The organism is Shewanella sp. K8 (assembly GCF_028823715.1).
Taxonomy (GTDB): domain Bacteria; phylum Pseudomonadota; class Gammaproteobacteria; order Enterobacterales; family Shewanellaceae; genus Shewanella; species Shewanella algae.
Genome location: NZ_JAPEHY010000026.1, coordinates 1 through 11,236, shown reverse-complemented (window position 1 = coordinate 11,236; position 11,236 = coordinate 1). Strand labels below are relative to the sequence as shown.

The window sequence follows — 11,236 nt, the reverse complement described above, 5'->3', positions numbered from 1 at the left end:
AATGGCGGGCCTTGGGTTTAAAAATGCTTTAAGTAAGATGCGGATCAGCTACAGAGTTGCCTTTGCAGTTCACTCAGTGAACGCACCTCGATATGGGGCTTAATCCCTTCGGGTGCCGCCTCGCCCTTAACGTTGAGCCAACAGGTATCCAGACCGGCTTGAAGGCCGCCGAGAATATCCGAATGGGGGTTGTCACCCACCATCAATACCCGCTTACGCTCGGGTTGCTGCATCTTGGCCAGCGCATGCTCGAAGATACCCGGATCCGGCTTGGCCAAGCCGACCTCTTCTGAAATAACCAACAGATCAAAGTGTTCGGCAAAACCGGTCTTTTGCAACCGCACCTGCTGCAGCTCGGTAAAACCATTGGTGATAATCCCCAAGCGGGCACGGCCCTTGAGGCTATCAAGCAGCTCGGCAGCACCGGGAAGCGGCTCACAGATATCGGCCATTGCCGTCATAAAGGCGCTGTTGAGTTCAAAAGGTGTGCGCCCGAGACGTTTGGCCCAATGGCTGAAACGGGTCAGCTGCAACTCGCTGGCGCTGATCTTGCCATCCTGGTAGGCCACCCACAGCGGCGCATTGGTTTGCTGATACTCGGCATAGTCGGCATCGCTGAAATCCACCCCCTGACGGGAAAACATCAGCTTGAGCCCCCGCGGCGCATCGAACTGAAACAGGGTTTCATCGGCATCGAACAATACCCACTGATAAGCCTGACTATTAGAGTACGGCATTCTTCTCTCCTGTTTCCCCATTCTTCTTTAAACCAAAAGCCATAGCCCGAAAACATAGCGTTATGCAGGACACAAGTTGCGAATTTTACGCCTTGACGTCGGCGGCGTCCAACCCGCTGCCGACTCGACGGGTTTGCGCCTTGGCCGCCAGGCGCTGCAGTATCACACCAGCCAGGATCAGCGCCGCCCCCAGCCAGGCCTGCCAGCCCAACTCACGGGAAAGGCTGTCGAGCCAGACACCGGTCAGCATCTGTCCGGAAATCACCAACAGGGCACAGGCCATGGCGCCAAGCCTGGCCAGAGCCCAGCTGCTGGTCGCGACAAACAAGGCGCCTATCACGCCGCCGAGCCAAGTGTAAGCCGGCGTAGCCTGCAGCTGCCATACTGCGCCGCCCTGAAGCAGGGTATAAACCGCCAATACCAAGGTCAGCAGTAAAAAACCCAATAGGTGGTTCAGCAACGATGCCTGCAGCGCGCCTTTATTTGCCGCCAGTGCACCGTTAAAACTGCGGCTCAGGCTGACCATGACGCCGTTGGCCAGTGCCAACAACAAAAACAGTGACAACATCATCTTATCCCCAGGTAAAAATTAAGCGTGAGCGGAAAATATCAGCAACAGCGCCCCGGCCAGAACCAGCAGTAATGCCGGCCACTCGAGTGGATGCAGTTGCCGCTTTGGCAACAACCACCAGCCTCGAGTATCACTGATGGCGCCGAACAGTAACTGCCCCAGCAGCAGGAGTGCCAGGGTTCCGCCCAGCCCCAGGGGAGAGTTGACGCAGATGGCCGCCAGAATCACAGTCATGGCGCCGGGCAGACCGCCAAGCCAGGCCCAAAGTGGCAAGGTGCACTTTGGTTGCTTATTCTGCTCAGGCACCCCTGGCGATGGGGCTGCCTTTCGCCTTCCCATAAATAGCCATAACAACAGGGCGGTCAACGCCCCGGTACCATGGGCTATCCAGGAAGCCAGCAGGGGTGAGCCGGCCGAGGCCAACTGGCTGTTAAGCTGGATCATCAGCGCCAGTAAGCCACCGGCAACGAATGCCACCAGGGCGGCTCCCCAGGATAGCGGCATATTGGATTCTCGGTTGCGGCTGCCTTGCATCTCTCTTCTCCGGCGTGTGCGAATCAATCTTGGCCAGCCAATGGCGGGCATTATTCGGGCTCGGCAGGGCGTCTGTCGCCGCCCTTCAAGCAGACGCCACTCTACATTGTTTTGCCATTTAGGATAATTACCGATAATGTCGCAATACAGTTTCCAAAAACTCAACTATCAAGATGGATCACTTCAATGCCCTGCCGGTGTTTGTCGCTGTGGTGGAGTCCGGCAGCTTCTCGGCCGCTGCCAAGCAGCTCGGCAGCAGTAAGTCGGCGATCAGCAAGCGGATAAGCCAGCTCGAAACGCGCCTCGGGGTGCAACTCCTGTACCGCACCACACGTTCGCTCAGCCTGACGGAAGCAGGCGAGCGCTACTATGACTCTGTGCGCCATGCGGTGCGCTTCGCCAGGGAGGCGGAAGATGCCATAGGCGAGCTGCAGCACAGCCCCAAGGGGCTGCTGAGGATGTCTGTGCCCATGGTGTATGGCCGCCGTTATGTCGCGCCGCTGATGGCTGAATTTCTGCAGCGTTTTCCTGATATTCGCCTGCAACTTGAGTTGAGCGACAGCCATACCGATCTGATTGCCGAAGGTTTTGATCTGGCGCTGCGCATTGGTGAACTGGCAGATTCCAGCCTGGTCGCCAAGCGCATCGCGCCATGCGAGAGTTTCCTGGTGGCCTCTCCCGAGTATCTGCAGCGCCACGGCACGCCGCAAACGCCGGAGCAGCTCGGCCAACACAACTGTTTGTTCTATTCACTGTTTCGCGGTGGCAACGAATGGCGCTTTCAAGGCCCCCAGCAGCAATCGGGCGGCGAAGTCAGAATTGAGCCCAAGGGCAACTTCGAGGTCAATAACAGCGATGCGATTCACAGCGCGATTCTCCAAGGCCTGGGAATAGCCAACATGCCGGACTTTATTGTAAGAGATGATATCGCCAAGGGCCGCCTGGTCGCCCTGATGCCCGAGTATCGGCTGCCCCGACACGCTATTTACTGCGTCTACCCCAGACGCAAGCACTTGCCGGCCAAGGTCAGCGCCATGATAGATTTTTTAACCGCGAAGCTACCGTGATGGCAGCACGAAAGACAGCGGCCTTGTCCGAGGCGCAGGTGACAGATTCACGAGCAGCGCCCAGCTTGCCCTTGGCTGTGATGTGAGATAAGGGAAAGCTTCGGCCTGAACCTTTGGATTAAAAAGCAGGCATCAGCCTGCTTCTTCATGGTATTACTCAGTCGCTCTAACCGTGGCTATGCCGGCGTCTGCCGCCCATTGCAGCACATCCTCCCTTTTTAACGCCGTTGCCATCAACTCGGGAAATTTGTCCGGCGTACATGCAAACACCGGGCTGCCGATTGCGGCAAAATCCGCGGCCATTTGGTTGTCATAAGCCGGACGCCCATCGTCGCTCAACGCCAACAGGGTGATCACATTCACTTCACGGCGTAGCAGTTCAGCGACCCGAGCCTTAAGCTCCTTTTCATTGCCCCCTTCATAGAGATCCGTGATCAGGATAAGGTGAGTCTTGGATGGGCGCTCAATTTTGTCGGCGCAGTAAGCTACCGCTTGGTTAATATCTGTACCACCACCCAGTTGCACGCCAAACAATACTTGCACCGGATCGGCCAATTCATCAGTAAGGTCCACTACCGCAGTATCAAAACACACCAACCGGGTTTTCACCGCTGGAATGGAGGCCATCACAGCCGCAAAAATGGAACTGTACACCACAGATGTCGCCATGGAGCCGGACTGATCGACGCAAAGGATCACCTCGTCCAGATCCACCTGTCGCCGCTGCTTGCGGGTATAGCCCACCAGTTTTTCCGGCATCACAGTGCCAAGCTCAGGTTGGTAGTGGCGTAAATTGGCACTGATGGTTCTGTGCCAGTCGATGTCGGCATGACGGGGACGAAAACTGCGTTTGCTTTTATCCACGGCACCACGAATAGCCTCGGCAGTTTTTTGTTCCAGCCTGGCCAGGAGTTCATCTACCACCTTGCGAATGACCTGCCGCGCCGTTTCCATGGTTTGCGCCGGCATCATGCCCCCGAGGCTGACGAGATCCGCAACCAAGTGCACATCGGCCTCCATAGCTTGCAGGAACTCGGGCTCCATCAGCATCTGTTTCAGGCCCAAGCGCTCGAAGGCATCCCGCTGCACCAACTGCACCACAGAAGCAGGGAAAAATTCGCGAATATCCCCAAGCCAACGCGCCACCCTGGGTGCTGAGCCGCCCAAGCCCCCGCGACGTGCCTCTGAATGTTTGCCGTCACCATAGAGTGCCGACAACGCCTCATTCAAACGTTTGTCGCTGCCATTGAGGGGCGCCTGTTCCAATTCTGCGCCAAGGGCCAGTTGCCAGCGACGCTGTCTCATCAATTCATCCATTGATTGTCTCCTGCAAGCAACTTGCCCAGCCCTTCCAGATGGGCAGACCAGAGCGGTACCAAGGCATCATTAACGGAATACTCAGTGCCTTTTGCCACAGCTTTGGCATTGAGACTATCCAGCAGTCGGCGACGCTCCATGGCATCCAACTCGGCAAATACCCGCCGCAGCAACGGCAGACTCTCGACAAACGCCTCTTCCTCAAGCGACAGCAGCCAATTGTCCACCGACTGTCGCAACCTGGGGTCGTAAAGCAAGCGTTCGGCAGCCCCACTGAAGAAGCCCTCGAAGAACCCCTTGGCTTCGGCAATCGGATTGGCTGGTGACAACATTTTCGCCATCAATTGAGCCAGGTAGTCTTCATCCAGGCGTTTGGCCTGATACAGCAGGCGACAGCAAAGTCCGCGGACTCCAGCATCACATAGGCCAGTATTGACCACTTCGATTAGCGCCAGCCACCAGCCCTCCATGACAGAATCTGCCACTTGTGCCAACTCCAACTGGGCATGTGCTCTGCCTACGGCCAGCCGGTAATGATTACTTTCGTCCTCATTCAACTGGCGAACAGCAATGGGCAAGGATAAAGATGCCTGCACCGCCAAGCGTTCAATCAACTCATTGACATGCGCCAGCGATAGGTTTCTCGAGGTACCGTAGCGGCTGATATCCACCAGAGGAGGCAAACAATCCAGCAGATCCAAGCCCTCGGCAGTGTGTGCTGCACGCTCGGCCAACAGTTCGAAGCCCAGCTCTACCGCTCGGGGCAATTCAGCCTCCAAGGCCTCCAACACCAGGTTTGCCAGCTCACCCAGTTGTCTTTGCTCCCGCATGCGCTGGATGGTACGTTCGGCTGCCGCCTGTACCAGTGAACTGCCATAGATTTGATTTTCAACCAGTTGCACCGCAAACTCAGGTTGCCAGGCGATCACCCAACGCTCACGGAAAGTTCCTCGGCTGGCGCCGGCACTGCCCTGCTCGCCCCAAGGCACATCGAGCAGCCTCAGGCGATGCAAAAACCAGGATTTCAGCTGGCCCGACTCACTGCGCAAGTCGAGAGAAAGCTCCCGCGGCAAAGCCTCGCTCTTGAGACGGGTTTTCTTTTGCCAACGCTGCAAGTCATCCAAGAGGGGGGCCAAAGGCACATCTGCGGGTATTTCACCGACCCGGGAGCCGAGCAGGAGTTGCTGCGAAATCTGTTGCCACCACCTGGCTTCTCCGCCGCACATAGTGGCTATAGATGCATCCCGCGCCTCTTCGAATCCAGGACTGGGACGAGCGCGAATGGCCGCCAGACTATGACACAGGCGCAGGGTCTCAATCACAGCGGCGGTTGAAACCATTAGCCCGGCCGCTCTCAACATGTCGGCAACCTGGGTTAGCCAACGAGTCAAAGATACCTCGTCATAACCGTGTTGCCATAGGTGGCTGTACCACATGGGCGCGGCCACCCCGGCCCCATAGCCAGACTCACTGGCGAGCCTTGGACTGGTCCAGGGGATCCAGGTTGAACTCACCCGCTTGGGCGCCAGTTTTGCCGGGAGGCTCTTCAATTGTGCCTTATCTTCTTTCTGGCTAACCTTGGTCTTCAGCCCCGGCAGATGCCAGGCACCGCAAACCACAGCGATTGGTCCCGCGTTTTGTTTGGCTGCCTCGGCAATTTGCAGCCGCATAAAGGCTTCTCGCTGGGCTTCTCTCAAGCTGTCGTTGGGCATGGCACTCCTGAGCTCGGCCATGGCCTGGGCCAACGCATCAAACAGCTCAGGATCGTCATCACTGCCCTGTTCTATGACATGATTCCACCAACTTTCACCGTCCTCATAACCGGCAAGCAAGGCCAGTGCTGAGACAGGATCCTGACGGAGCCGGCCCTCGTAAGGCGCGGTGGAATCTTCAGGAAGAGAGGCTGAATCTGTATCGTCAGCTTCTGTCGCTGTATCGTCGTCACCTTCCGACTCAGGCTCAATATCCTGCAGCCTGGATGCCAACTGCACGGATACAGGCAAATCAATAAAACGCACCTCTGTATTGGTGTTCAATGCCCAGCGGCACGCCTGATACTCGGGCGAATATTCGGCAAAGGGATAATAGAGGCTGTGGCCTGCTTCATCGGTGACAAATGACAAGAGAGCCACCGGCGGTTTCATCTCGTCACTGGCCAAAAATGGCACCAGTTCACTGCAATCAGCCGGTCCTTCTATCAGAACCAACGCCGGGTTCAACCGCTCCAGCGCCGCCACCAGCCGCCGGGCCGAGCCCGGACCATGGTGGCGAATGCCAAAATAATGGATATTCTTCATGGGCAAGTGTTCTCTGGCGGTCACGGCTCACAGCAGTTCATTGATGCTGTGGTAATAGGAGCTGTAATCACTGCGTTTTTTCAGCACAGTCTCGAGATACTCCTCGAGTACCAACTTGTCCTGCACTGGGTCTTTCACTATGGCGCCCACCAGGTTGGCTCCCACGTCAGCAGCTCCCAGTTGACCATCGCCGAACCAGGCTGCCTGACTCAAGCCGCCAACCATCACGGCAATAGCCTCGGCAGTGGACAGATTCCCCGAAGGCACCTTGAGCGCCATCTTGCCATCCAAGGTAGCGCCGCTTCTCAGTTCGCGGAAGATAGTTACCACTTTCTCAATTTCACTGCTGGCACTGGCGGGCACCGGCAGTGACAGGCTTTGACCCATCTCGACCACCCGGCGACGAATAATCTCTACTTCTTGCTCCATATCATCGGGTAGCGGCAACACCACTACGTTGAAGCGCCGCTTGAGTGCCGAAGACAGCTCATTCACACCTTTATCGCGGTTATTGGCGGTAGCTATGATGTTGAAACCACGCTTGGCAAACACAGCATCGTTCAGCTCGGGCACCGGTAACATTTTTTCAGACAATACGGTTATCAGGGTATCCTGGACATCCGACCCCATGCGGGTCAATTCCTCCAGACGGCACAAGGTACCAGACTCCATGGCCCGGAACAGTGGTGTCGGCACCAAAGCGTCCTTACTGGGGCCTTTGGCAAGCAGCTGTGCATAGTTCCAACCGTAACGAATTTGGTTTTCATCTGTGCCTGCAGTGCATTGGATCACCTGGGTACTGTTGCCCGAAATAGCCGCAGCCAGATGCTCGGACACCCAGGACTTGGCAGTACCCGGTACCCCAAGGAGCAACAGCGCCCTGTCAGTGGCCAAAGTCGCAACCGCTGTTTCGATAAGGCGACGATTGCCTATGTATTTGGGGCTGATAGACACCCCGGAATCCGTAGTGCCACCGAGTAGATACTTGACCACACTTTTAGGCGTCAGTTGCCAATTCTCGGGTTTTTGGCCATGATCTTCTTCTTTCAGAGCATCCAGCTCGGCTTGATAAATGACTTCCGCCGGTTGCCTTAATACGTCACTCATCTTTTCATCCTTCTCGTTGCAAACTTACGTTAAATTTCAAATAGTCGAGTATTGGGTGCATGGGCGATATCCCCAGCGTCTTTGTCTCGGCCAGCAGCCACTGAGCACACTCGAGGTTCAGGCACAAACCCAATTGTTGCATCACCCAAGCGAGTTGCCGTTCCATCTCGTCCGCATCCTTGGCTTGCACCAGGGTTTTAAGTTGTTTAAGCAGTTCAGCCGTGGCCTTGCAACGGCTGAACTCAGCGACACTCAGCCAGTGCCATTCACTGCTAAATAGTGCGTACGGAGCATTGGGGAGCAGATCGCCGGGAGCCTTGGACAGTAGCGTCTGAGCCAGGTTGACCTTGGCTTGCTCGTTTAACCTGGATACCAATAAACCCAGTTCAGCCATGGGATTTTCATTTTCCTCAACGGCCCAATCGAGCAGCCGATTGGCCACCAACAACACCTGTTCCTCGGGCAAACTGGCAGCAACATTCAGCAGCAAGGCCTGATTGGGGCTATTGAGCCCCTTACCGGCGTTGTCGGCAAAGGACCACTGGCACAAAAGCTGCTCCAGACTCATGCCCAGCCCAGTTGCCAGCAAAGGCAAGGAAATGCTCTTCAGTGCGGCGCAGCGGTCACGATTCTGGACACTGTTTTTCAGCACAGGAGCAAGCAACACAGTTTCGCGCCGTAGCAGCCCCCGAGGTTTCAGTGACAGCCAAGTTACCAGCTCTGTGAGTGTCTCATCTTCCGCTTGCTGGTTGCCCTGACCTAAGCGCATCTGCAATTGATTGGCCAGTTCCTTCACTTTCTGGGATCTGTCTTTTTCCAGAGATACCAATAAGGGCAAGTCTGCCGAGCTCAGTCCATCTGCCAATACCTGATAGAGATTCAGGCGTTTATCGGCGGCTTCCAAGGCGGCCATGCTTGCCAGCAAATCACGAGCGGTATCCGGCGACCGGCGCCGCAGCAGCTTAAGCGCAGCCAGCCTCTGTGCCGGGCTTTTATCGGGCCAGCTCTCTTCGGTGAGCGGTTCATCCCTGGCATCGGTAACCCAGCAAACCCAAGGTTCAAACTCAGGCGGCAGCTCTGCATCCTGTCGACCGGGCAGCCAGTCTTCGGGATGAGGGGAAAAACCACGACTCACCAGCAGCGCCAACAGCGCCTGATATTGACTACCGGATGTGGTGGTCATCGCCAGTAACTGCCTGAATGCCGGGCGACATTGGCCGGGTAATAGGGACAGACTCAGTTGCGGCAAGCCGGGCAAGGTTTTAAGCGCCCCGGGGGGATGGGGTTGTTGCAACAGGGGATACTGGCTGCAATAGGCCAGCGCCATCAGGGTGCGCTCGTCATCGTCGGCATCGGCGGGCACTGTCCAGTGCTCAGGAAGCGAAACCGGCGCGCCGCCATCACCTATCAACCAACGCTGCTTGAGTTCGTCAATCTGCACCAGATCCTGTTGCAGGGTTTCAGCATTTAGCATGAGATCACCCCCCAGGCACTGGTACAAACAGATAGAAGTTCGGCTCCATCACCACGCCAGCAGACAAAGGCCCCTTGCAAGTCTCCCTGTGCCAAGGGTGGCAAGTCTCTCCCCTTCACCGGAATTAGCTGCTCCTCGACACTGAGCCAATAACCGCCGTCCTCTGCCTGCTGCAAACGGCATGGGCCCAACACCAAGGGCACTGAAGTTTCCCATGGCAAGGTGCGCCGCAGCGTAAACAAGGCTTGCTCTGGTGTCACAGCCGAGGCTGCGGGCCAGGATACGGCTTCTGGTGCCAGAATCTGGTACTGGGTCAATATGGCGCGCTGCGGCGCCCTGGAGGGATAAAAGACCAGTTCCCCTTCAAGCAAGGTACCGGCCCTGAGGCTGGCCTCACGTTTGCCTGCCGTGGCTGGATAATAGTCGAGCAACATGGCGCCTGAGCTACACTGGCCATCCAGTGGCCAAAGCCAGGTCGCATGGCTAACCAAACCGTCCCGTCGGGTTTCGATACGCTCACCAAGGCATAACCAGCGGCCACTGACCCCGGCGGCGGCATTGGCCAGCAGTTGTTCTCGATTTTCCGCCCCAACCAGCGCCCGGCGAACATCGGGATCCTGTGGATTGATTCGCCAGGCCCGGGAAAGCAAGACCCAGACCCCCAGTTCTTCTATCAGCCGGGCCAGTTGCCGCTCAAACGGCAGTCCAGCCAACAAGGACGGTAATTCATCGACTCTGGATGCCAAGGCACTCGCTTTAGCATCCACCAATCTTGCGGCAATGCGTCGAACCCTGGGGCGCAAATCCTTAAGCAGTCCGGAAAGACCGGTTCGTTGTTGATCGCGGATCCACAGCTCAAGCTCGGCCAACCCTTCGCGTATGCTTTGCTCGCTGGCTTGCTGCGCCGCCAAAGCCCGCTTTTGCTTTTGCGCGGCATTCTTGGCGAGTTGCTCCGGGCTGAGCATTGGCTCTTCATCACCAGCGGTGGCGATATTCTTCGCCACCGAGGGCTTGTTATCCTCAGTTGCGGTGGCAGAACTGCGACGACGACGGGACAACCATTCCCCAACCCAATCAGGCGGGGTTGACTCATTGAAGCTGTCTTGGCTTTCACTGAAGATCCACATCAATGCAAGCACATGTTTACACGGGAATTTTCTAGATGGGCAGGTACACTTGTAGCCATGGTCGACCACATCTGCCATGGTGAGGTAGGGATTGGCGCCCGATCCCTGGCACTGCCCCCAAATACTATTGAGTTCAGAGGCTACGCCCAACATGGGCCACTTGGATGTATTGAGCAGCTTTTTGGCAGCCCCCAGAGATGACTGATCCGGGGCCAGGTCCTGCACTACCTGTAATGGGAGTTCCATTTCCAGTCCTTGTTCTCATGCCCGCCGCCAACGAATGAGGGGCAGACAAAGACGTCCTATCCTATTGGGCTAAAGACAAAAGCCCTTCAAATTCAAGTGCGAGATTCTGCCTGAATTAGACTGGAAAAGAAATTGCCTTTACCCGAATGGCAAGAGTTTTAGATAAGCATTTGATCTTAAGCACAGCTAAGGAAAGTGCCTTGCCTCCCGGCTGTAACAAGCTGAGATAGGCAGTAGACAAGTTCGATAACCGGGAAAAATCAATTTTCTAATTGATTTTAAAGGGATACTGTCCATACTGGCAGCATCTCTAGGAGGGCTTATGGCAAATCAACGTAGGTGGGAACGGGATGAACTACTGGTGGCTTTTTATCTTTATAGCCACACGCCCTTTGGCAGAATAAGCCAGCGTAACCCAGAAATAATCCAGATAGCCGAACTCATGCAAAGGTCGGCCTCATCGCTATCGATGAAGATGGCTAATATTGCCAGCTGTGACCCCAGCATCACCTCTACAGGTCGCAAGGGACTCCCTGGTGCTTCTAGAGCCGACAAAGCCATGTGGCAAGAGATGACCCAGGACTGGGAAACCTTCTATCTCAAAGCTTATGCTGCCCACCAGCAGTTAACACAATCCTCTGAGCCACAAAATGTAAAGTCCGCAGGGACAGACGATTTTCACGGCAGGGAAAGAGAGACGCTGACTAAGGAAGGTGCGAACAAGTCCCATGTGTGCTCTGCGTCGGCTTACAGGCCTGG

9 protein-coding genes and 1 pseudogene are annotated in these 11,236 nt (G+C 56.2%); 2 read left to right on the top strand and 8 right to left on the bottom strand.

From position 1 onward, the window contains the following. Positions 1 to 44: 44 nt before the first annotated feature. The 3 genes from yjjG to ON072_RS14320 form a co-directional block, all read right to left on the bottom strand. Positions 45 to 737, bottom strand: a complete 693-nt coding sequence (yjjG, locus tag ON072_RS14330; RefSeq protein WP_028780088.1) for a pyrimidine 5'-nucleotidase — start codon at positions 735 to 737, stop codon at positions 45 to 47. 85 nt (positions 738 to 822) lie between these two features. Next, positions 823 to 1,308 (bottom strand): DMT family transporter, encoded by a 486-nt coding sequence (locus ON072_RS14325; RefSeq protein WP_232786062.1) that lies wholly within the window; start codon positions 1,306 to 1,308, stop codon positions 823 to 825. 18 nt (positions 1,309 to 1,326) lie between these two features. Further along, positions 1,327 to 1,842 (bottom strand): DMT family transporter, encoded by a 516-nt coding sequence (locus ON072_RS14320; protein ID WP_201314610.1) that lies wholly within the window; start codon positions 1,840 to 1,842, stop codon positions 1,327 to 1,329. A 173-nt stretch (positions 1,843 to 2,015) separates the two neighbouring features. Here ON072_RS14320 and ON072_RS14315 point away from each other — a divergent pair, with 173 nt between their 5' ends. Further along, positions 2,016 to 2,909 carry a LysR family transcriptional regulator gene (locus ON072_RS14315; protein WP_107005754.1) on the top strand — a complete coding sequence of 298 codons (894 nt, stop codon included), beginning with the start codon at positions 2,016 to 2,018 and terminating at the stop codon, positions 2,907 to 2,909. A gap of 153 nt (positions 2,910 to 3,062) precedes the next feature. On the opposite strand, the gene ON072_RS14310 is transcribed toward ON072_RS14315, so the two are convergent. From ON072_RS14310 to ON072_RS14290, 5 genes are read right to left on the bottom strand one after another with little or no spacing between them, the layout of a single operon-like run. Next, positions 3,063 to 4,226, bottom strand: coding sequence for a VWA domain-containing protein (locus ON072_RS14310; protein WP_037467560.1), 1,164 nt, complete (start codon positions 4,224 to 4,226; stop codon positions 3,063 to 3,065). Continuing rightward, positions 4,214 to 6,523 (bottom strand): DUF5682 family protein, encoded by a 2,310-nt coding sequence (locus ON072_RS14305; RefSeq protein WP_261753102.1) that lies wholly within the window; start codon positions 6,521 to 6,523, stop codon positions 4,214 to 4,216. Before ON072_RS14305 ends, ON072_RS14310 begins: the two co-directional genes overlap by 13 nt. 27 nt (positions 6,524 to 6,550) lie before the next feature. Then, positions 6,551 to 7,630, bottom strand: a complete 1,080-nt coding sequence (locus tag ON072_RS14300; RefSeq protein ID WP_044735391.1) for an ATP-binding protein — start codon at positions 7,628 to 7,630, stop codon at positions 6,551 to 6,553. A 4-nt stretch (positions 7,631 to 7,634) separates the two neighbouring features. Further along, on the bottom strand, positions 7,635 to 9,104 hold the full coding sequence (locus ON072_RS14295) for a DUF5691 domain-containing protein (protein ID WP_144380200.1): 1,470 nt from the start codon (positions 9,102 to 9,104) through the stop codon (positions 7,635 to 7,637). Next, positions 9,098 to 10,477: an SWIM zinc finger family protein gene (locus ON072_RS14290; protein WP_144380199.1), complete on the bottom strand. Its 1,380-nt coding sequence runs from the start codon at positions 10,475 to 10,477 to the stop codon at positions 9,098 to 9,100. The genes ON072_RS14295 and ON072_RS14290 overlap by 7 nt, the downstream gene beginning before the upstream one ends. A 322-nt stretch (positions 10,478 to 10,799) precedes the next feature. Here ON072_RS14290 and ON072_RS14285 point away from each other — a divergent pair. Continuing rightward, positions 10,800 to 11,236: pseudogene (locus ON072_RS14285) on the top strand (HNH endonuclease); the annotation flags it as partial.

What these genes read in the sequence shown, in the direction of transcription:
- yjjG (WP_028780088.1), bottom strand. Translation starts at nt 737, where the DNA reads ATGCCGTACTCTAATAGTCAGGCTTATCAGTGGGTATTGTTCGATGCC.
- ON072_RS14325 (WP_232786062.1), bottom strand. Translation starts at nt 1,308, where the DNA reads ATGATGTTGTCACTGTTTTTGTTGTTGGCACTGGCCAACGGCGTCATG.
- ON072_RS14320 (WP_201314610.1), bottom strand. Translation starts at nt 1,842, where the DNA reads ATGCAAGGCAGCCGCAACCGAGAATCCAATATGCCGCTATCCTGGGGA.
- ON072_RS14315 (WP_107005754.1), top strand. Translation starts at nt 2,016, where the DNA reads ATGGATCACTTCAATGCCCTGCCGGTGTTTGTCGCTGTGGTGGAGTCC.
- ON072_RS14310 (WP_037467560.1), bottom strand. Translation starts at nt 4,226, where the DNA reads ATGGATGAATTGATGAGACAGCGTCGCTGGCAACTGGCCCTTGGCGCA.
- ON072_RS14305 (WP_261753102.1), bottom strand. Translation starts at nt 6,523, where the DNA reads ATGAAGAATATCCATTATTTTGGCATTCGCCACCATGGTCCGGGCTCG.
- ON072_RS14300 (WP_044735391.1), bottom strand. Translation starts at nt 7,630, where the DNA reads ATGAGTGACGTATTAAGGCAACCGGCGGAAGTCATTTATCAAGCCGAG.
- ON072_RS14295 (WP_144380200.1), bottom strand. Translation starts at nt 9,104, where the DNA reads ATGCTAAATGCTGAAACCCTGCAACAGGATCTGGTGCAGATTGACGAA.
- ON072_RS14290 (WP_144380199.1), bottom strand. Translation starts at nt 10,477, where the DNA reads ATGGAACTCCCATTACAGGTAGTGCAGGACCTGGCCCCGGATCAGTCA.